Annotated in this window: 19 protein-coding genes, 1 tRNA gene and 1 pseudogene; 6 read left to right on the forward strand and 15 right to left on the reverse strand. The window is 61.8% G+C overall.

Going from position 1 to position 21,047, the window contains the following annotated elements; genetic code table 11:
- Positions 1 to 73, reverse strand: a tRNA-Glu gene (locus tag EJ576_RS21125).
- 360 nt (positions 74 to 433) lie between these two features.
- Between EJ576_RS21125 and EJ576_RS21130 the strand changes: the two genes are divergently transcribed.
- Together EJ576_RS21130 and EJ576_RS21135 are read left to right on the forward strand one after the other, a co-directional pair.
- Complete coding sequence (locus EJ576_RS21130; protein WP_028615743.1) at positions 434 to 1,204, forward strand: hypothetical protein; 771 nt, start codon at positions 434 to 436, stop codon at positions 1,202 to 1,204.
- A 274-nt stretch (positions 1,205 to 1,478) separates the two neighbouring features.
- Positions 1,479 to 2,291, forward strand: coding sequence for an alpha/beta fold hydrolase (locus EJ576_RS21135; protein ID WP_122725322.1), 813 nt, complete (start codon positions 1,479 to 1,481; stop codon positions 2,289 to 2,291).
- Between the two features lie 36 nt (positions 2,292 to 2,327).
- Here EJ576_RS21135 and EJ576_RS30285 read toward each other — a convergent pair whose 3' ends face one another.
- The 4 genes and pseudogenes from EJ576_RS30285 to EJ576_RS21150 form a co-directional block, all read right to left on the reverse strand.
- On the reverse strand, positions 2,328 to 3,209 hold the full coding sequence (locus EJ576_RS30285) for a methyl-accepting chemotaxis protein (RefSeq protein WP_371923950.1): 882 nt from the start codon (positions 3,207 to 3,209) through the stop codon (positions 2,328 to 2,330).
- Positions 3,186 to 4,295: pseudogene (locus tag EJ576_RS30290) on the reverse strand (HAMP domain-containing protein); the annotation flags it as partial. The gene EJ576_RS30285 and the pseudogene EJ576_RS30290, both read right to left, overlap by 24 nt.
- A 114-nt stretch (positions 4,296 to 4,409) precedes the next feature.
- The gene (locus tag EJ576_RS21145) at positions 4,410 to 5,822 is read right to left on the reverse strand and encodes a PLP-dependent aminotransferase family protein (protein ID WP_126571009.1); all 1,413 of its coding nucleotides are present in this window, start codon (positions 5,820 to 5,822) and stop codon (positions 4,410 to 4,412) included.
- Positions 5,823 to 6,025: 203 nt separating this feature from the next.
- Positions 6,026 to 6,787, reverse strand: coding sequence for an SDR family oxidoreductase (locus EJ576_RS21150; RefSeq protein WP_122725314.1), 762 nt, complete (start codon positions 6,785 to 6,787; stop codon positions 6,026 to 6,028).
- 229 nt (positions 6,788 to 7,016) lie between these two features.
- Here EJ576_RS21150 and EJ576_RS21155 point away from each other — a divergent pair, with 229 nt between their 5' ends.
- A complete protein-coding gene (locus EJ576_RS21155; RefSeq protein WP_028615738.1) occupies positions 7,017 to 8,024 on the forward strand; it encodes an NADP-dependent oxidoreductase in 1,008 nt (335 codons plus the stop codon).
- Positions 8,025 to 8,130: 106 nt separating this feature from the next.
- Here EJ576_RS21155 and pyrF read toward each other — a convergent pair whose 3' ends face one another.
- Positions 8,131 to 8,829, reverse strand: coding sequence for an orotidine-5'-phosphate decarboxylase (gene pyrF, locus EJ576_RS21160; RefSeq protein WP_010211681.1), 699 nt, complete (start codon positions 8,827 to 8,829; stop codon positions 8,131 to 8,133).
- 260 nt (positions 8,830 to 9,089) lie between these two features.
- On the opposite strand from pyrF, the gene EJ576_RS21165 reads away from it, so the two are divergent.
- The gene (locus tag EJ576_RS21165) at positions 9,090 to 9,854 is read left to right on the forward strand and encodes a response regulator (RefSeq protein ID WP_126571010.1); all 765 of its coding nucleotides are present in this window, start codon (positions 9,090 to 9,092) and stop codon (positions 9,852 to 9,854) included.
- Complete coding sequence (locus EJ576_RS21170; protein WP_122725312.1) at positions 9,854 to 10,888, forward strand: HAMP domain-containing sensor histidine kinase; 1,035 nt, start codon at positions 9,854 to 9,856, stop codon at positions 10,886 to 10,888. The genes EJ576_RS21165 and EJ576_RS21170 overlap by 1 nt, the downstream gene beginning before the upstream one ends.
- Here EJ576_RS21170 and EJ576_RS21175 read toward each other — a convergent pair.
- From EJ576_RS21175 to EJ576_RS21215, 9 genes are all read right to left on the reverse strand, one after another.
- Positions 10,885 to 11,946: an AI-2E family transporter gene (locus EJ576_RS21175; RefSeq protein WP_126571011.1), complete on the reverse strand. Its 1,062-nt coding sequence runs from the start codon at positions 11,944 to 11,946 to the stop codon at positions 10,885 to 10,887. The two genes, EJ576_RS21170 and EJ576_RS21175, sit on opposite strands and share 4 nt — an antisense overlap.
- Before the next feature lie 72 nt (positions 11,947 to 12,018).
- Positions 12,019 to 12,837 (reverse strand): DUF4892 domain-containing protein, encoded by an 819-nt coding sequence (locus EJ576_RS21180; protein WP_122725309.1) that lies wholly within the window; start codon positions 12,835 to 12,837, stop codon positions 12,019 to 12,021.
- 102 nt (positions 12,838 to 12,939) lie between these two features.
- Positions 12,940 to 13,794, reverse strand: a complete 855-nt coding sequence (locus EJ576_RS21185) for an alpha/beta hydrolase (protein WP_126571012.1) — start codon at positions 13,792 to 13,794, stop codon at positions 12,940 to 12,942.
- Positions 13,791 to 14,594: an alpha/beta fold hydrolase gene (locus EJ576_RS21190; RefSeq protein ID WP_028615733.1), complete on the reverse strand. Its 804-nt coding sequence runs from the start codon at positions 14,592 to 14,594 to the stop codon at positions 13,791 to 13,793. The genes EJ576_RS21185 and EJ576_RS21190 overlap by 4 nt, the downstream gene beginning before the upstream one ends.
- Before the next feature lie 97 nt (positions 14,595 to 14,691).
- The gene (locus EJ576_RS21195; protein ID WP_122725304.1) at positions 14,692 to 15,135 is read right to left on the reverse strand and encodes a hotdog fold thioesterase; all 444 of its coding nucleotides are present in this window, start codon (positions 15,133 to 15,135) and stop codon (positions 14,692 to 14,694) included.
- Positions 15,136 to 15,166: 31 nt separating this feature from the next.
- Positions 15,167 to 16,816, reverse strand: coding sequence for an AMP-binding protein (locus tag EJ576_RS21200; protein WP_126571013.1), 1,650 nt, complete (start codon positions 16,814 to 16,816; stop codon positions 15,167 to 15,169).
- A gap of 85 nt (positions 16,817 to 16,901) precedes the next feature.
- On the reverse strand, positions 16,902 to 17,351 hold the full coding sequence (gene sixA, locus EJ576_RS21205) for a phosphohistidine phosphatase SixA (protein WP_126571014.1): 450 nt from the start codon (positions 17,349 to 17,351) through the stop codon (positions 16,902 to 16,904).
- Entirely contained in the window at positions 17,348 to 17,695 is a 348-nt protein-coding gene (locus EJ576_RS21210) for a DUF4389 domain-containing protein (RefSeq protein WP_122725296.1), read from the reverse strand. Before EJ576_RS21210 ends, sixA begins: the two co-directional genes overlap by 4 nt.
- A 10-nt stretch (positions 17,696 to 17,705) precedes the next feature.
- Positions 17,706 to 18,731 (reverse strand): NAD(P)H-dependent glycerol-3-phosphate dehydrogenase, encoded by a 1,026-nt coding sequence (locus EJ576_RS21215; protein ID WP_122725294.1) that lies wholly within the window; start codon positions 18,729 to 18,731, stop codon positions 17,706 to 17,708.
- 195 nt (positions 18,732 to 18,926) lie between these two features.
- On the opposite strand from EJ576_RS21215, the gene EJ576_RS21220 reads away from it, so the two are divergent.
- Positions 18,927 to 21,047, forward strand: coding sequence for a TonB-dependent receptor domain-containing protein (locus EJ576_RS21220; protein WP_323625025.1), 2,121 nt, complete (start codon positions 18,927 to 18,929; stop codon positions 21,045 to 21,047).

Genomic DNA, 21,047 nt, shown 5'->3' on the forward strand with positions numbered 1-21,047 from the left:
CGTCCCCTAGGGGACTCGAACCCCTGTTACCGCCGTGAAAGGGCGGTGTCCTAGGCCACTAGACGAAGGGGACACACGTACAACATTCACTACTTAGCTGCGTTTCGCTGTGTGCTTTACGCGTTAAGTGGCGCGCATTCTATGGATGGATTGAAAGGTCGTCAACCCCCAAGGATAAATTTATTAAAATCAATGACTTCGACCTGCTTTCAGGGCCTGAGGGCGAATTGTGCGTGTCCGGGCTTTGACGCCTATATTCTGGCGCCCGACAAGACGCTATAGTTCGCTCCAGCAAATGATGGCAATGTGCATCCATGCAGGGAGCGCCTATCTATATAGAAGCAAACTACCCGGGCAACTGGTCGATCAGTCCTATCCGCCGGATGGCCCAGTCACTACACTCCACTGTAAACCCTATAAAGAGGTCACACCGGTGACACCACTCATGATCACCCTGCTGGTAATAGCCGGGATCGTAATACTGATCGCCATTGGCTACATGAACCACGTGGTGGAAAACAACAAGCTGGAAAAGAAGCGCACCGAGATCGAGCTTAATGATCGCCTGCGTCGCTGCGGTGAAATCACCGAGACCTTCCCCGGCCAGTTGATGACCCCGGCGCTCAAACTGTTGATGACCCGCCTGGAACTCAACGTCAACCAGCGCCTGTTGAACCTCAACAAAGGCAGCGCACCGCTCAAGGCTCGCATCGCCGAGCTGAATACGCTGGTGGCCCAAGGCGAATCAATCCCGGTGAACAACCCGCCCGCGCCGATCCAGACCGAAGCCAAGGCAAAGGATGTGCGCTTCCTGCTCGAAGCCCTGCACGGCCAGGTCACCCGCGCCGCCCAGGACGGTTTCCTGCCGGCCAACGAGGCCAAGCACTGGATCCGGGAAATCCGCCATATCCTGGTGTTGCTGCACATCGAGTTCTTCAACAACCTTGGCCAGCACGCCCTGCAACAAGGCCAGCCGGGCCAGGCACGCCTGGCGTTCGAGCGTGGCGTGCAATACCTGCGTAAACAGCCGGAGCCGGTGATCTACAGCGCGCAGCTGCAACAGCTGGAAGCCCAGCTTGCCCGCGCCAACTCCACGGTGTTGACCAACAGCAAGCCCGCCGAAGACGAGGTCAACGAACTGACCGAAGGCCTCAAAGTGGTGGATGCCGACGCCGAGTGGAAGAAGAAAGTCATCTACGACTGATTGCGCGGTAGTTGGGCGGGCCTGTGGTGAGCGGGCTTGCCCCGCGCTGGGCTGCGCAGCGGCCCTAAAACCTAACCCCCCGATCTGTCTGCCAGAACGAGGGGTTTTTATTGGGGCCGCTACGCAGCCCAGCGCGGGGCAAGCCCGCTCACTACAAGACCAGGTCTGTACAAACAACCTACCGCTTCACAAGATGCCATCACTTTGCATCTATCCCCCCGCCCCCGACTAGCGTAAAAAAGTGCCCCTTACTCCGTGAAGTCAGAGGCCTGTTATGCCTGTCGCCGTCATTGATGGACAACCGCTGCACTACCTGGACCAGGGCACCGGCCCGGTCGTACTGCTGGGTTCAAGCTACCTGTGGGACGCCGACATGTGGGCGCCGCAGATCGAAGCGCTGTCGCAACAATACCGTGTGATCGTGCCCGAGCTGTGGGGCCATGGTGAATCCGGTGCATTACCCGCGCAAACCCATTCCCTGAACGACCTCGCGCGCCAGACCCTGGCCCTGCTCGACCAACTGGATATCCCAGCGATCAACCTGGTGGGGCTCTCGGTCGGCGGGATGTGGGGTGCACGCCTGGCACTGCAGGCGCCCGAGCGGATCAACAGCCTGGTGCTGATGGACACCTACCTGGGCGCCGAGCCCGAGGCCACGCGCCAGTATTACTTCTCGCTGTTCAAGATGATTGAAGACGCCGGTGCCATCCCCGAGCCGTTGCTGGATGTGGTCGCGCCGATATTCTTCCGTCCGGGTATCGACCGCGAATCAGCGCTGTACCAGGATTTCCGCCGGCAACTGCAGGGTTACTCGAAAGAACGTCTGTTGCAGAGCATCGTGCCCTTGGGTCGATTGATCTTCAGTCGCGAAGACGTACTGGAGCAACTGCCGCGCCTGGACGCCGACACCACGTTGCTGATGTGCGGCGAGCAGGACAAACCGCGCCCTCCCGCCGAGTCCGAGGAGATGGCGAACCTGATCGGTTGCAGCCTGATCCTGATTCCCGAAGCCGGCCATATCAGCGCCAGGGAAAACCCGGACTTCGTCAACGAAGCCCTGCTGACCTTCCTCGCCAACAACGCCTGACCGCCCTCCCCTGTGGTCGCTGCCAACGCGCGGCGATCACAGGCGGAAGTGCCCCACCATGCCCTTGAGTTCCGCGCCTAACTGCGCCAGTTGAATGCTCGACGCGGCATTGCCTTGCATGCTCAGCGCCGACTGATCGGCACTGGCGCGGATACTGGTGACGCTGCGATTGATCTCTTCGGCCACCGAACTTTGCTCCTCGGCCGCCGCGGCAATCTGCTGGTTCATCTGCTGGATCAGCGACACTGCCACTGCGATGCTACCCAACGCACTTTCGGTTTCCAGGGCATCGCTTACCGCCAGCTTCACCAACTCGCCGCTTTGCTGGATCTGCTGCACCGATGACTGGGCGGCGCTGCGCAAGGTGCTGACCAGTCGTTCGATCTCCTCGGTGGATTGCTGGGTACGCTTGGCCAAGGCCCGTACTTCATCGGCGACCACCGCAAAACCTCGGCCCTGCTCGCCGGCGCGGGCGGCTTCGATGGCGGCGTTGAGGGCCAGCAGGTTGGTCTGTTCGGCCACGCTTTTGATCACACTCAACACGGTGCCGATATTTTGAATTTCAGCGCTCAGGCTCTCGATGCTGGCGCTGGCAGAGGTGCTGGATGTGGCCAGCAATTCAATGCGCTGCAAACTCTGGCGCACCACCTGTTGGCCGCTGTCGACTTTATCATCTGCCGTCTGTGCGGCTTGCGCGGCCTCTTCGGCGTTGCGAGCCACGTCGTGCACGGTGGCAGTCATCTGGTTCATCGCCGTGGCGACCTGTTCGGTTTCTTCTTTCTGGCTATTGACCTCGACGTTGGTCTGCTCGGTGACACTGGACAATGAATGCGCCGAACTGGCCAGTTGCTCGATACCGGCTTGCAGGCCGCTGACCATTTGGCTCAGGCCGTTGCCCATCTGTTGCATCGCCTGCATCAACTGGCCGATTTCATCACGACGGCTGACCTCCATGCGCCCGCTCAAATCGCCGGCGGCAATCTGCTGGGCCACGGCAATCACGCTGCGCAGCGGCGCGACGATCAAGCGGGTGATCACCCAGGCCGCAATCAAACCCACCAACAACGCCAAGGCCGAAGAGCCGATGATCAGCAGTGCGCTTTTCTTCAACTGCGCCTGCATCGACTGGTCTTCGGCGTCGTAGGCCTGGTTGACCCGGCTGACGACCTGTTCCGCCCTATCATGCAACTGCTTGTAGACCACCTTTTCCTGCGCCAGCAGCCCGGTGTACTCGCCGAGTTTTTCACTGAACGCGGCGATATGCCCGGAAACTTCATTGAGCACGGTCTGGTAGCCGGAGTCCTTGACTGAGGTCTTCAGTTGCTCGACCTGGGCAAGAGCCTGGTCAGCCTGCTCGATCTTGCCCTGCTCTGCGTCGTCTTGATCGGCCTTGCGGCTCTGGTCGAGCCGCACATGGGCTTCATTCATTGCTTGCAGCATCAGGCGCGACACCTGGCTGACCTGCCCCGCCTGCTCGATAAACTCAGCGCCTTCCCTGCCCTGGCTTTCCTTCAAGCCATAGGCGCCGTCATCCGCCAGCCCGGCCTGCAATACATCTAGATTGTTGGCCACGCTGGACACCGACCAACTGGCCATTTCCAACGCCAGGTCTTTGGTCTGGGTCAATTCGACAAACTCATCGAACGCCTTGCGGTAGGCAGCCAAGGCCTGTTCGACATCAGTCATCACCGGCACGTTGGCCGCCGACTGGGCCTTGAGACTGGCCGCGAGAGCCGCCAGGGCATCGACGCTTTCGTGCAGGGCGTCAACGGCCTTGGGATCGGCGTGCAACGCGTAGTCCTGCTCGATCAGGCGCACCTTGAGCAAACCGCTGTTAAGCAACGACATGGCCTTGAGCCCTTCGAAACGCTGGCCAACGGTTTGCAGGGACCACACACCGATCGCCGCGACCAAGGCCGTCAGCAGCAATACCAGGGTGAAACCCAAGCCCAGTTTTTTCGCCATACCGAGGTTGGCGAATTGTCGTTGCACGGCCGAAATCATTGCACTTGAATCCTCTTGCAATGGCGGTTGCCATCAAGCCCGGTTTACACAGGCGAGATTCGCAACCACAAGGCACTAAACACAAGTCGTTGGCGCCACAATAATGGCAAAAAGCTACACGCCCGTCGTTTTCAGAATGGTCGAGGTCGATCTGGCGGGCCCCATTGCGCGGAACAACGCCAAGGCCCGTTGATCATCGGCATAGGCCACGTTGATGCGCAACCACTCACTGGGCTCGCTGGTTGGACTGAATAGCGCTCCCGACGACAACAAAACCCCGAGTCTGCGGGCGCATGCCTGCAACCGCGATGGATCGCTTGCCCTTGGTCGCGCCCACAAAAACATGCCGCCAGCAGGTGCGGCGAACACCTCCCACTCCTCGTCCTCCAGTACCTGCAGCGTAGCCGTCATTTGCGTATTCAGCCGCTTGCGCAAGCGCTGTACCCATTTGCGATAAGTGCCATTAGCCAGCAGCGTGGCCACCACCGATTCGGCGAAGCGTGAGGTGCCAAAACCGGTCAGGGTCTTGAGGCTGGCCAACTGCGCGATGATCGCGGCGCTGGCACTCAGGTAACCCACGCGCAAGGCACTGCTCAAGGTCTTGGAAAAGCTGGCGACGTAGATCACCCGATCATCATGGGGTAACGCCGAAAGGCGCGTACAACTGGGGTGCTGCAGGTCGCCGAGGACATCCTCTTCGATGATCAGGAAGTTGTCGCGCTGCGCCAGCGCCAGCAAACGCTCGCCCACGGTACGACTCAGGCTGGAGCCGGTGGGATTGTGATACAGGCTGTTGATGAACAGGCACTTGGGCCGATGCTGCTGCAGCAGCGCTTCCAGCGCCGGAATGTCAGGGCCACCAGGGGTTCGCGGCACTTGCAGCAATTGCACGCCGTGGAAGCCTAATTGCCGATAGAGGTTGCCGTACCCGGGTGTTTCGACCACCACGCAGTCGCCGGCCTTGAGCAACGTGCGTATCAGCAAGTCCTGGGCATGGCTCGCGCCCGCTGTGATGAGGATACGGTCCTGGTGGGCGGCAATGTGGATTCGACTCAGACGCTTGAACAGTTGCTCGCGCAGCGCCGGCAACCCCAATGGCGTGCTGTAATTGAACAGGCCGGCGGTGTCGGTTCGAGTGACTTCACGAATCGCGTAACTGATGTCATCGCTTTCACGCCAGGCATCGGGCAACCAACCGCAGCCCAGCTTCAACTCGCCCAGAGGACTATCAACGAAGGCGCCCCATTCCCGCTCCGCGCCTTCATACCACTGGTCCTCATACAACGTTGACGGCTGGGCCACGCTGAAACCCGAACCGTGTTTGGAAACCAGCAATCCCTGGGCGACCATCCGCTCGAACGCCTCGATCACGCTGGATTGGCTGAGCAGGTTATCGAGGGCCACCTGTCGAACGGACGGTAAGCGCGTGCCGGGGCTCACCCCACTCATGCGAATCCATTGCGCCACGGCGCTGATAATTTGCTGCACCACCGGTACAAGGGCTTGTCGATCGATCCCTAAATCCATGCGCCACTCACTTCAACTGACTGATATTCAACCCAGAACAGTTAAGCACAGAAGCGCATTTCGACCGCTCGCCAAGTCTTATTAAAGTATTGATTTTATTGAATTATTTACCTGTTGATACACATTCTGACAGGGCACGGTGCCAGCTATGGAAACGCCCCACAGCCCCCCAAACCTTTTCGAATGAAGGGCGGCGTGAGGTCCTAGATAGCGGTCGCACCACCGTCCACCGCCAAAGCTTGGCCTGTGGTAAATGCGGCGCCATCACTGCACAGGTATAGCACCGCGCTGGCGATTTCCTCGACCTTGCCGATGCGTCCGACCGGGTGCATGGCGGCGGCAAATTCAGCCTTGCGTGGGTCGGCCTCATAGGCGCGCCGGAACATATCGGTATCGATCACCGCAGGGCAGACTGCGTTGACGCGGATTTTCTTCTTCGCATACTCGATGGCCGCCGATTTGGTCAGGCCGATCACCGCATGTTTGGAGGCCGCATAAATGCTCATCTTCGGCGCAGCCCCCAGGCCCGCGACTGAGGCAGTGTTGACTATGGCGCCGCCGCCCTGGGCCAACAACAGCGGCAACTGGTGCTTCATGCACAACCACACGCCTTTGACGTTAACGCCCATGATTGCGTCGAACTCATCCAGGTTGCCGTCGGCCAGCTTGCCCTTTTCGATCTCGATCCCGGCGTTATTAAATGCATAGTCCAGGCGACCATAGGCGGCGATGGTCTGGGCCATCAATTGCTGCACATCCGCCTCCAGCGTGACGTTGCAACGCACAAACAGCGCTTCGCCACCCGCCTGGTGGATCAGGGCGACGGTGCCTTCGCCGCCCACCGCGTCCAGGTCGGCAACCACGACCTTCAAGCCTTCGGCGGCGAACGCCAACGCGGTGGCGCGGCCAATACCGGCAGCGGCGCCAGTCACCAGGGCAACCTGGCCGGAAAACGTCATGCTCATAGAAGATGTCCTGTGGGAGAAAATAGCCGTGGGTCGAGTCTAGCCAACGCCGCCTTGGACGCGTCAGCACTATCAAATCGCCGGTTGGCGCTGCATGGATCGCAGTGATAAGAGACGTAGGTCAACTATCAACACCACCTATCGACCGGCATTCGCGCTCTCGGTGAACCTTGCTCCCTATCCGTTGAAGGTCTATCACTTCAGGTTCATTTCCAGAAGAGTCGCTGCCATGACTGCCCAGACCAACCGCCAATTCCTGCTCGCCAAGCGCCCGGTCGGCGCAGCCACCCGGGACACCTTCACTTATCAGGAAGTCCCGGTGGGCACGCCCCAGGAGGGCCAGGTGCTGGTGCGCAACGAATACCTGTCCCTCGACCCAGCCATGCGCGGCTGGATGAATGAAGGCAAGTCCTACATTCCGCCTGTCGGCATCGGTGAGGTAATGCGCGCACTGGGTGTGGGAGAGGTGATTGCGTCAAACAACCCGAAATTCTCTGTCGGCGACTACGTCAACGGCGCCCTAGGCGTGCAGGATTATTTCCTCGGCGAGCCACGTGGCTTCTACAAGGTTGATCCGAAACTGGCGCCTTTGCCGCGCTATCTATCGGCTCTGGGCATGACCGGCATGACCGCCTACTTTGCGCTGCTGGAAACGGGTGCGCCCAAGGCTGGCGAAACCGTGGTGATCTCCGGCGCGGCGGGCGCCGTGGGCAGCATTGCCGGGCAGATCGCCAAGCTCAAGGGTTGCCGCGTGGTGGGCATTGCCGGCGGCGCCGACAAATGCAAGTTCCTGATAGATGAATTGGGCTTCGACGCCGCCATCGACTACAAAAGCGAAGACGTGCCCGCGGCCCTCAAGCGCGAGTGCCCCAAGGGCGTGGACGTGTATTTCGATAACGTCGGCGGCGATATTCTCGACGCCGTCCTCAGCCGCCTGGCACTGAAAGCCCGCGTGGTCATCTGCGGCGCCATCAGCCAATACAACAACAAGGAAGCCGTGAAAGGTCCGGCCAATTACTTGTCACTGCTGGTCAATCGAGCGCGCATGGAAGGGTTCGTAGTGATGGACCACGCCGCAGGCTTCGCCGCTGCCGGGCAGGAAATGGCCGGCTGGATGGCCCAAGGCAAACTCAAGAGCAAAGAAGATATCGTGGAGGGGCTGGAGACGTTCCCGGAGACGTTGATGAAGCTGTTCAACGGCGAGAATTTCGGCAAGTTGGTACTGAAGGTCAACTGACACCCAGCTTATGTAGGAGCCGGCTTGCCGGCGATGAGGCCCTTGAGTCTTGCATTGATCTAAAGGCCGCTATCGCCGGCAAGCCGGCTCCTACAGGGGGTGTTGTTCAGGCGATCTCTGCAACCACTGCCGCCAACGCTTTGGCCGGATCGGCCGCCTGGCTGATCGGACGGCCAATCACCAGGTAATCGGAACCCGCGTCCAGCGCCTGTCGCGGCGTCAGAATACGGCGCTGGTCATCCTGAGCGCTGCCCGCCGGACGAATCCCTGGGGTCACCAGTTGCAGCGAAGGGTGCGCGGTTTTCAAGGCCTGGGCTTCCAGCGCCGAGCACACCAGGCCGTCGAGACCGGCTTTCTGCGCCAGGGCCGCCAGTCGCAGCACCTGCTCCTGAGGCTCGATGTCCAAACCGATGCCGGCCAGGTCTTCACGTTCCATGCTGGTGAGCACAGTCACGCCGATCAACAAAGGCTTGGGACCGCTGCGCTGTTCCAGCACCTCACGGCACGCGCTCATCATGCGCAGGCCACCGGAGCAGTGCACGTTGACCATCCACACGCCCATTTCGGCAGCGGCCTTGACCGCCATGGCGGTGGTGTTCGGGATATCGTGGAATTTCAGGTCGAGGAACACCTCGAAACCTTTATCACGCAGGGTGCCGACGATTTCTGCGGCGCAACTGGTGAACAGTTCCTTGCCGACCTTGACCCGGCAAAGCTTCGGGTCCAACTGGTCAGCCAGCTTCAGTGCGGCGTCACGAGTGGGGTAATCCAGGGCGACGATGATAGGAGTCTGGCAGACGGACATTGGAATGGGCTCTCAGGCAAGTCGAAATCGGCGCGGATTGTAGCGCAAGCGGCGGCGTTGCGGGATCCGATGATCGGTAAATACTGACCAAGCGCTATCGGGCAGGCATTTACGGGCAATTATTTCAAAGCTGATACATTCACGACATGCCCCCAACACGCCCCACCGCTAGCCTCGCTCGCACGACCCACCGACCAGCACTTCCAGCCATGGGGCTGGACGCCTATGCTGACCGCAACGACCAGGCAGATGATCGCATTATGCAGACCCCTTCCGTCTCTGTGAACGACGAGCAAAAAGGCACAGTGATCGCCGATGACAAGCGCTGGAACACCCGCGCGCTGATCGTTGACGACGATGTACCGATCCGCGAACTGCTGATCGACTACCTCGCCCGTTTTGGCATCCTGGCGCATGGCGTCACCGACGGCACCGCCATGCGCCAGGCCATGCAGGCTGAAACCTTCGATGTGGTGGTGCTCGACCTGATGCTGCCCGGTGAAGACGGCCTTTCGCTGTGCCGCTGGCTGCGCGCGGAGTCGGACATTCCGATCCTGATGCTCACCGCCCGCTGCGAGCCGACGGACCGCATCATCGGCCTGGAACTGGGCGCCGACGACTATATGTCCAAGCCGTTCGAGCCGCGTGAGCTGGTAGCGCGGATCCAGACCATCCTGCGCCGTGTGCGCGATGACCGCACCGACCAGCGCGCCAACATCCGCTTCGACAATTGGCGCCTCAACAGCGTATTGCGCCAACTGGTGGCCGACGATGGCCTGGTGGTGCCGCTGTCCAACGCGGAATTCCGCCTACTGTGGGTCTTCATCGAGCGCCCGCGCCGGGTGTTGAGCCGCGAACAATTGCTGGATGCCGCCCGTGGCCGCTCCATTGAAGCCTTTGATCGCAGCATCGACTTGCTGGTGTCGCGCCTGCGGCAAAAACTCGGGGACGACCCCAAGGCCCCGCAACTGATCAAGACCGTGCGCGGCGAAGGCTACCTGTTCGATGCGCGGGATATCGGTTGATGCGCAACGCCTTCAACACGCTGTTCGGTCGACTGTTTGGCGTGTTGCTGGTGGCGATTGTGCTGGCCCACGTGCTGGCGATCTCCTGGTTTCGCTATTACGGCCCGCCCCCGCCGCCGCCCCAGGAAACCTTTGTCGAACAGCCTGACGGCACGATGAAGCCCCTGCCCAAGCACAAGCGACCGTGGTTTGGCGGCCCGGTGGTGCCGCTGACGTTCCAGTTCATCTCGTTGATCATCGCCGCCTGGTACGGCGCCAAGCTGCTGAGCCGGCCGATTCAGCGCCTGAGCGAAGCTGCCGAGCGCTTGAGCCTGGACCTCGACAGCCCGCCCCTCGACGAGTCGGGACCGCGTGAAGCACAGCAAGCCGCGTCGACCTTCAACCTGATGCAACGGCGCATCCGCGAACAAGTCAGCCAACGCGCGCGCATGCTCGGCGCGGTCTCCCATGACCTGCGCACGCCGCTATCACGCTTGAAGCTGCGCCTGGAACAGATTGAAGACACTCGGTTGCAAGGCCAGATGCGCCAGGACCTGGACGACATGATCGGCATGCTCGACGCCACCCTGAGCTACCTGCACGAACAACGCACCAGCGAAACCCGACACTGGCTGGACGTGCAAGCGTTGGTCGAGTCCATGAGCGAAAACGCCCAGGACCAAGGCTCCGACGTACAATTCGCCGGCACCTGCGCGCCGCTGCAGGTGCAGCCGATGGCCTTGCGTTCGTGCCTCAACAACCTGATCGACAATGCCCTGCGCTATGCCGGTACGGCGCGCATCGAGCTGACGGACAGCCGCGAGGCCTTGGTGATCCGCGTGATCGACCACGGCCCCGGCATCGCCGTCGACAAGCGTGAGGCGGTGTTCGAGCCGTTCTATCGGCTGGAAGGCTCACGCAATCGCAACTCTGGCGGGGTCGGCCTGGGCATGACGATTTCCAAGGAAGCGGCCGAACGCCTCGGCGGTCGGCTGCACCTGGAAGAAACCCCCGGCGGTGGCTTGACCGCCGTGATGTGGTTGCCCAGGGCTTAAAGCAGTTTGTCTTCCCGTCGCCCCTGGGCCTGGGTCGCGCTCCAATCCATCAATAGGCTGTAGGCCACCGCCAGCAGGGTCGGGCCGATAAACAGGCCGATGAACCCAAAGGCGATCAAGCCGCCAAACACCCCAAGCAGCACGATCACCAGCGGCAGGTTGCCGCCACGGCTGATCAGGTAGGGTTTGAGCACGTTGTCCACGCCGCTGATGATGAACGTGCCCCATACGCCAAGGAACACCGCGTAGGTGTAGTCGCCCTTCCAGGCCAGCCAGGCCGTGGCCGGGATCCACACCAGCGGCGGGCCCATGGGAATCAGGCTGAGCAGGAAGGTGACGATGCCCAGCACCAATGCACCCGGCACGCCGGCGATCCAGAAGCCGATCAATGCCAGCAGGGCTTGCGCGGCGGCGGTGCCGATCACGCCGTTGACCACCCGTTGCACCGTGCCGGCCACCAGTTCGATGTAGTAGCCGGCGCGATCGCCGATCAAGCGTTCCAGCAGACGGTGGACGAACATCGCCAGGCGCGGCCCGTCCCGATAGAAAAAGAACACGAATACCAGGCTCAGGGTCAGTTCCAGAATCCCACCACCGATTTGCGCACTGCGCGCCAGCAACCAATTGCCGACCTGCCCCAGGTACGGCTTGATGCTGACCATCAACGCTGCACCCTGCTGATCAATGCTGTCCCACATACCCACCAGCCGCTCGCCGACAAAGGGGATCGAGCCGAGCCAGGTAGGCGCTTCCGGCAAGCCATCGACCTGGATATCCTTGATCAATGCGGTTGCATCGCGCACATGGTCCGCAAGGTTGAAGCCCAGCCACACCAGCGGCAGCGCCACCAGCAGCATCCAACCCAACGTCAGGATGCCGGCAGCCAAGGATTCCCGGCCACCCAGCCAGCGGGTCAGCAGGACCATCAGCGGCCAACTGGCAAACGCCAGCACCGCGCCCCAGAACAGCGCCGACCAGAACGGCGCCATCACCCAGAAGCTGGCACCGAACAGCACCAGCAGCAGGATTTGCACCAGTAGGCGATCGTTATTGAGCATGTAGGATCTCGAAAGGAAGACTGTAGGAAGACAGCTTAGGCGAACGGCGCGGGTCCGTTCGCCCTGTTACGCCTAGCGTATCAGATGCAGGTGCAGGCCCTTGGCGTCACCCGTGCCGGTTTCCATGCGTGCAGCGCGCACGCCTTTGTCGACCAGCGCCTGGCGCCAGGCTTCGGCGGTCGGGCCGGTCAGGCTGACGCGCAACGTGGCATCCAGGTTCAGGCCACGAGAAATCAGGGTCAGCCAGGTGTCGTCAGGCTCGCCCCCCAGGGCGGGAAAATCCAGCTCGCCGGTGCTTTTCAATTCACGCAGCAGGGTCGCCGAGGTGGGTAGCAGGTCGGCCAGCGGCGCGTTGGCATCCAATTGCTCCACATGCAAATAGGCGCGGCGGTTGCCACGGGTAATGCCGTACAGCGCCACCAGGGAGTTTTCCTGCGGCGCCGCGAGGCGCAGCAGCAGGTATTCCTGCTGGCCGTCGGCGCCGACCAGCTTGGCGTTGCCGAACACTTCATTGGCCCACAGGCTGCTTTCACCGCAATCCCGTGCCTGGCACCAGAACAACAACTGCGCGCCCTTCTCCTGCAAGGCTTCACGCGTGGCCTTGAACGCGGCGCTGGAGCTGTGTTCGGCGGGCAGTTCATAGGTGATGGCGGTGGTCTGGCCACGGGCGATGGCCTGGCCTTCATAACGCAGTTGGCCGCTGATCTTGCGGATCGCGCCCATGGGGTAGATACGTTCTTTTTCTTCGGCGGGACGGTAGTCGACGATTTGCGAGTCGACCTGACGGGCCATTGTGGGCAGGTCCTGGCTGCCCGGTACGTCGGCGGCGAATACCAGTGGGCTCAAAAGGCTCAAGCCCAGGATACGGATACATCCTTTACGCACGCTCATAAGATCAACGAGCCCTGGCCATCGGAGGTCGCAGCGGTGTTGAGTTTGTTCATGGTTGACTCCCTTTCAATCCGCCCAGCCTCGGCAGTTGACCGCCCCAAGTCAAGGCGCGGAGAAGAACCGATTGAAACAGTCTGCAACAAGGACCGCGCCGGACTCATCATTCAGGTGTAAATGGTGGCCGCCTGGCAGCGTGGTTACGGTAAAGGGTAACTGGGAAAGCAATTCGGAATGTTTCGCCAGCATGCCGTCGGCAGCGACCACCAACTGGGTAGGGCAACTCACGCGTCGCACGAACGCCATCGCCTGTTCCTCAGTCAGGCGAACCGGCGAGGCCAGGGTCAAACGGCTGTCGCTACGCCAAGTGTAGCCACCCGGCACCGGCATCAAACCGCGCTGGGCCAGCAGTTCGGCGGCTTCGCGACTGACAGCCACCACGCCTTTCATGCGTGCCTCGACCGCTCGATCCAGGGTGTTGTAGACCGGCTTGCGCTTGTCCTGCAGGTTCAATTGCGCCTGCAAGGCCATGCCCAGCCGCTCGGCGGCATTCTCACCGCTGGCGGTCGGCGGGAGCACACCGTCGATCAATCCCAGGTGCGTAACACGCTCCGGCAACGCGCCGGCCAACACCAAGGACACGATGGCGCCGAGGGAATGGCCAAGTAATGCAAAACGTTTCCAACCCAGTTGTTCAGCGACTTGCAGCACGTCAAAGACGTAATCCCACAAGGCATAACCGGCACCGGTAGGACGATGCGCCGAATGCCCATGCCCAGCCATATCCAGCGCAACGATGCGCAACCCCTGAAGTTTTGGCGCCAGCCGCGCAAAGCTGTTGGCGTTGTCCAGCCAGCCATGAAGGGCGATCACCGGCAAACCGTCCTCGGGCCCGAACAGATGGGCCGCCAGTTCGATATGGGGCAGGCTCAGGCGCACTTCTTCGACCGGGGTGCTCATGCGCAGTTGCGCTCGCGGGCTTCCCAGCGGGAGAACAGGTTCTTGATCAGGGTCGCGGTGTCTTGGGGCCGTTCAAGAGGAAACATGTGGCCGCCGGGCATGGTGAGCATTTCGCCCATGGGCAGGCGCCCGACGCCGCTGGCGTGGTGACGCATCACCACCCTGCTCTGCCGGCCGCGCACCACCGCCAGAGGCACCTTCAACTGGCGCACTTGGCCGGGGCTGGTGTGGGGCACGCCACGGTAGATGCTGATTTCGGTGGCCGGATCGAAACGCAGCCGCAGGCGATCGCCCACTTGCAGCAGGCCGTGTTGCAGGTAGGCGTCAAAGCATTCGGGGTCAAAGCCACGGAACAGGGTTTTGCCGGAGAAATAGCTGCGCGCGGCGTCCAGGTCGCTGAATTCTTCCCGACGGCCCAAGGTGCGCCCGGCCGGGGTCAGCCGGTCGATAAACCCGAAGCGTTTGGCCGCGCGAATCACCCAACGGTCGGCGCGGGTCAGCACTGGCGAGTCCAGCATGACCACGCCACGGTACAACTGCGGGCAGCGCATGGCCGCGTGCAGGTGCAACACGCCGCCGAGGGAATGGCCCACGCCCCACACCGGTTCCGGTTGCTGCTCCAGGTGGTGGATCAGCTCGTCCACCAGGTTCTGCCAGTTATCGTCCACCGGAAACCGGGGGTCGTGACCGTGCTGTGGCAGATGAGCCACCGCGTACTCCGGAGCCAGGGCGGCGAACAACTTACCGTAGGTGGCCGAGGGGAAGCCATTGGCGTGGGCAAAAAACACGTGCTGCGACATACCGGATCCATCTACAAAAACAGAGATTGATTGTCACCATGCCCGGCCGGCACAGCAATGACTGTAACTGCCAGGAATGATGACACTCACGCCACGCCTATCGTGCCGGCGGGTTCTCGCCCAGCGGCACCACGGCCATGGTCAGGCGCGACACGCAACTGGCCTTGCCCTCATCGTTGGTCAGGCGGATGTCCCAGACCTGGGTAGTGCGGCCAATATGGACGGCCCTGGCCACCGCTGTCACCCGCCCGCTGCGCACACCGCGCAGGTGGTTGGCGTTGACCTCCAGGCCCACGCAATAAAACTTGCTCGGGTCGATACACAGATAGGCGGCCATGGAGCCGACGCTCTCGGCCAACACCACCGAGGCGCCGCCATGCAGCAAGCCGTAGGGCTGATGGGTGCGATGGTCGACCACCATGCTCGCGGTCAGGGATTCGTCGTCGAAGCTTTCAAAACGGATGTCCAGCAGTTCACCGATGGTGTTTTTCTGGATTGCGTTGAGTTGGTCGATGTTCGGTTGGGTGCGCCACAGGCTCATGGAGAGTGTCCTTATTGGTTTTATTACGGCCCTAATCCTGCCACAGAACGGTTTCGGAACGCTCGCTCCATGTCTGGAAATATTCGCCGTAACTCGATTCGATCACGTTGCGCTTGATCTTCAAGGTCGGCGTCAGGAAGCCGTTCTCTACCGCCCAACTGTCTTTGACCACCACCAATTGGCGTAGGCGCTCATGCTTATCCAGCGCCTGGTTGACCTGTTCCAGCCAGCGCTCCAGGCTGGCACGCAGGGTTGGCAAATCCTCACTCACTGCCGATAACACGCATAAGCCTATCGGCGCGATCAGTCCATCACCCACCACGCACACCTGCTCGATACGCGGATGCTCGGCCAAGCGGTTTTCAATCGGCGCCGGCGCCACGTATTTGCCTTTGCTGGTCTTGAAGATTTCCTTGAGCCGTCCGGTCAGGCGCAAACGCCCCTCGGCGTCCTGCTCGCCTTTGTCGCCCGTGCGCAGAAAACCCTCGGCGGTGATGGTTTCGGCGGTTTTCTGCGGGTCCTTGTAGTAGCCAAGCATGGTCGCGCCGCTGCGTACCTGGACTTCGCCTGTCGGGTCGATACGCACTTCCACCCCGGGGCACGGCAAGCCGATCCAACCGAGGGTCTGCTGGCCGGGGCGGCAGACATGGGAGTAGCCGCAACTCTCGGTCATGCCATACACCTCAAGCACATCCAGGCCCAGGCGTTGATACCAGCGCAGCAACGCCTCAGGCACAGGCGCCGCTCCCGAAAGCGCGATACGCAACGCGTCCAGGCCCAGGCCGGCGAGCACCTTGTGGCCCACACGCTTACCGATGAAGGGCAGGCGCAACAAGGTGTCCAGGCGCTTTGCGGGAATCTTGGCGTAGACGCCCATCTGGAATTTGGTCCAGATACGCGGCACGCCAAACAGTGCGGTCGGACGCGCCCTACGCAGGTCCGTCAGAAACGTCTCCAGGCTTTCGGCGAAAAACACCGTTTGCCCGGTGTAGATCGAGGCCATCTCGACAAACATCCGCTCCGCCACATGGCACAGCGGCAGGTAGGACAACAACCGGTCGCCCTCGCCCAAGCCAAACAACTCCGTACCACGGGTGGCGGCAAACCCCAACGCGCCGAAGCTGTGCATCACGCCCTTGGGCAGGCCGGTAGTGCCGGAGGTATAAATGATGGTGGCCAGGTCCGAGGCCGCAGGTGCCGGCTCATCCTGGATCGGCGAGCAGGCTTGCAGATCGGCCCAACTGAAATCGAATTCGCCTGCTGGGCACAACGGCAGGCTGATGGTCGGCACATCCGCAGGCACGCCGGGCGCCATGGCTGGCCAATCATCAAGCTTGCCGATAATCACCAGCGCCGCCTCGGAATGGGTCAGCACATGGGCGACGGAATCAGCGGTGAGATTGGGATACAGCGGCACCGAGACATGCCCGGCCATCCAGATCGCCAGGTCAGCAATGATCCAGTGGGCGCAGTTTTTCGAAATCAGCGCAATGTGCGAGCGGGGAGGCAACTCCCGGGCGCGCAGCCAGTGCGCGGCGCAGCGGGCCTGGTGGCCGACGTCGCCCCAGGTGAGGCTTTGCACGTCGCCACCACCGACCGGCTGCACCAGAAAGGTTTGGCGCGGATGTCGCGCTTCACGTTCGAAGAAGACCTGCAACGGCAAACGAAAAGCGACGGGCATGGGACGCGCTCCTTTGTGGTCCGACGATAGCCAACCAAGCACTTGCTTGGTTGACTATATAGCACACACAAAGCCGCGATAAAGCCTACGGGTTCTTCACACTGACCAGGCTCATCAGCCCCGCCAGCGGGAAATCCCCTTCCAGTTCCGCCAGGCTGGCGGTGTGCATCGGCTGCGGCTGACGCAGATGACCATGCTGCAGGAAGCTGATCAGGCTGCCCACCAACGGTTGATGGCTGACCAGCAGCACGTTGTCATCGGTGTCGAGGTTTTGCAGCACCTGCAACGGCTTGCCCTCCGGTGTCAGCCACGGCACCGTGCGAATCTGCGGCTCAAAACCCAACGCCTCACGCACCAGCTGCGCGGTCTGTTGCGCCCGCACATAGGGGCTGGCGATGATCGCGCTGAGGGGCTGGCCGATCAGGTGCGCAGTACTGCGCAACACTTCACCACGACCATGCTCAGTGAGGTTGCGCTCGGCATCGGTGCGCGCCTGCCCTTCGGCCTCACCGTGGCGCAGGATCCACAGTTTCACAGTTTCGGCTCTTCATCGCGCACCGGGTGCGGCGCCGGCGGCACGCTGTGGGCGGCTTCGCCCTCGGGTGCGCGCGGGGTCGGCCAGTCGGCGAACGGCCACGGCTTCTGATCGGTGTGGAAGCTGCCGAAGCGGCCGATCTGCGCCAGGAACTGGCTGAGGCTGTCGCCAAAGTTCATCAGGCCCAGGTTCGGGGCGCCGTAGACCAGGCGGTAGATCAACTGCACCACCACCAGCGCGCCGAGCAGGAACTGCGCCACTTGCCACACCAGGGCAAACACCAGCATCCAGAGGATGCGCAAGGCAATGGATTCGTACTTGGGGGCTGCTTTCGGATCGTTCATGACGCGTTCCTCAGTTGAAACCACTGGTGGAAATAAAGTCGACATCGGTTTTCGGCTCGGCACGCATCAGCAGCTCGATGACCTGGTCCAAGGTGCGCCCTTCAAACAGGATCGCGTGCAACCCGGCGACCAGCGGCATATACACACCGGCTTCCTGGGCCTTGGCCTTGAGCACCTTGAGCGTGTTGACCCCTTCGGCGACTTCGCCCAGGCGCGTGACCGCGTCTTCCAGGCTCAGGCCCTGGCCAAGGGCAAACCCAACCTGGTAGTTGCGGCTTTTCGGCGAGGAGCAGGTGACGATCAAGTCGCCAACGCCCGCCAGACCCAGGAAGGTCATTGGGTTGGCGCCCTGGTTCACCGCAAAGCGGGTCATCTCGGCCAGGGCGCGAGTGATCAACATGCTCTTGGTGTTTTCGCCCATGCCCAGCGCGACGGCCATGCCGGCGATGATCGCGTAGACGTTTTTCAGCGCACCGCCGAGCTCGACGCCAAAACGGTCGCTGCTGGCATAGACGCGGAAAGTGCGGCCATGCAACACGGCCTGGACACGTTCGCAGAGTTCTTCGTCTTCACTGGCGACTACGGTGGCGGTCAACGCGTGTTCGGCCACTTCCCGTGCCAGGTTCGGCCCGGACAGCACGCCAATGCGCGCTTGGGGAGCGATTTCTTCGAGGATTTCGCTCATCAGCTTGAAGGTCTGCGCCTCGATGCCCTTGGTCAGGCTGACCAGCAACTTGCCGGCCAGACGCTCGGCGTGGGGCGCCAGCACCGAGCGCAAGGCGCTGGAGGGCAGCGCGACGAAGCACAGGTCGCACGCCGTGAGGGTTTCGAGCAGGTCGGTGACCGGCTCGACCGCCGGATGAATCTTGATGCCTTTGAGGTAACGCGGATTTTCCCGGTGCACCCGAATGGCCTCGGCCTGTTCGGGGTCGCGCATCCACTGGCGCACAGCGTGGCCGTTCTCGGCCAGCAGGTTTGCCACGGCGGTACCAAAACTTCCGCCTCCCAGGACCGCAATAGGGCGCTGTTCAGTCATATGCAATCCGTTAATCCATACCAGTGGCGATGGCGGCATTATACGGGCCGACCCGCTGGCGGCCAGCCCCCGTATCAATTCGTGCGTTTGTCGGAAAATGCCACATTTACATGGAGTAATTGCAAGTCCGGCGACTGGCAAAAGGCCCCACCTCAGTTAACATGGGCGGCTATCCGCAATTATCAAGGCCGTGCCGTGTATTTGGGCCCTCCTCCCCGTTCATCTCTGTGGCTGATGCTGTTGTGCTGCGCGCCTGCCATGGCCGACGACCTGTTCCTCGACAGCCAGCCGCTACCCCAGGTATTGACGGCCACGCGCCTCAAGCAATCGGCCGCCGCAGTGCCTGGCAGCATGACCGTGATCGACAGCGAGCTGATCAAAGCCAGTGGCGCGCGGGATATCAGTGAGTTGCTGCGCCTTGTGCCGGGGATGATGGTCGGCTACACCAGCGGCAATCAGGCAGCGGTGAACTACCACGGCACCAGTGCCAGCGATGCGCGGCGCATGCAGGTGTTGATCGACGGCCGCTCGGTGTACCGCGCGGGTCTGGCCACCGTGGACTGGAGCGACATTCCGGTGGCCATGGAGGATATCGAGCGCATCGAAGTGTTCCGTGGCCCCAATACCGTCAGCTACGGCGCCAATGCCTTGATGGCGGTGGTGAACATTCTTACGCGCTCGCCGGCCAACAGCCACGGCACGCGGGTAAAAGTGGTACGCGGCGAACGCGGCATCAATGATTTCTATGCCAGCCAGGGCGCAGGCTGGGAAACCGGCGACTTGCGCCTGTCCCTGTCCGGGCAACAGGACGACGGCTTCGACAGCGATGCATCCGGGGCCGACCGTCGTGACAGCCGCCGCCTCAGCCGCTTCAGCCTGGCGATCAGCCAGACGCTGAACACGCAGCAAAGCATCGACTTGCAACTGGATGCGAAGGAAGGCACCAACCAGCGACCGTATACCTACAGCCCGGTCTTTGCCGGGATCACCGAGGGCGGTAACAATTCCGACGTCACCGCCAAGGATTATGCCGGCTCCCTGCGCTGGAACTTCGACTTCAACCCGGATCACAGTCTGTATATCCAGGGCTCGGCCCAGCAGTGGGACCGCCAGCAAATCTGGAAGGCGTGTGACGCCAAGGTCTCGTTCAGCCCCGAGCTGACCCAGTTGTGGCAGATGAATCCCAACTACGCCGAACTGCTGGCCCGGCACATGGACACCTACAGCCAGGGCAGCGCACCACCGGGCAGCGCAGCCGAGCAGGCGTTGGCCAACCAGGTGCTGCAACAGTGGCGCGACGGTGCCAGTCAAAGCGTGTGCGGCGACATCGACCAGAGCACCCGCGAAAGCCGCTACGACCTGGAGATTCAAGACACCCTCAGCCTGTCCGACAGCCTGCGCCTGGTCAGCGGCATGAACTACCGCTATGACCGCGCCGACTCCGACACTTACTTCAACGGCACCCTGGACGACACCACCTGGCGCCTGTTCGGCCAGTTGGAGTGGCGCGCCAGCGAGCATTGGTTGCTGCAGGGCGGCGCCATGTATGAAGACACCCACCTGAGCGGCAACTCGCTGACGCCACGGGTGGCGGTCAACTACCTGATCAACCCGCGCCACGGCCTGCGTGCGGTGTACTCCGAGGCGATCCGCTCGCCGGACATGTTCGAGAACAACGTCAACTGGAGCTACCGCGTCACCAACCTCAGCTCCCCGGCCTACGGGCAGACCACTGGGCAATACTTCGTAAAGACCCGGGGCCCGGGAAACCTCGATAAAGAGATGATGAAGTCACGGGAACTGGGGTACAACGGCTTCTTTGCCGACATCGGGCTGAACATGGACGTGAAACTGTTCTACGACGAGATCACCGACATGATCAGCTCGCCGCTGCGCAATAACCAGTACATTGCCAGCAACGCCAACAGCGCCCGGTTTACCGGCGCCGAGTCCCAATTCGACTGGCGTGTGAGCAACGCCGACCGCCTGCGGCTCACCTATGCTTACGTCGACGCCAGCACCAGCAACCCGCTGGACAAAGCCCAGACCGCGCGCAACAGTGGCTCCGCCGGCTGGTTGCGTGAGTGGGGCCAGGGTTGGTCCAGCGCGCTGTTCTACTATGGCGATGACGCACTCAACCAATATCGCTTCGAACGGGTCGACCTGCGGGTCGCCAAGCGCATTGCCCTGGGCAAAGCCAACGTGGAGCTGGCCGGCATGTTGCAAGAACGCCTCGACAACCAGCCCACCACCTGGGCCGACAACAATTATGACCATCGCCACGTGCTCTACTTCAGTGCAGAGCTAGAGTTCTGA

The organism is Pseudomonas sp. C 49-2 (assembly GCF_003970195.1).
Taxonomy (GTDB): domain Bacteria; phylum Pseudomonadota; class Gammaproteobacteria; order Pseudomonadales; family Pseudomonadaceae; genus Aquipseudomonas; species Aquipseudomonas canadensis.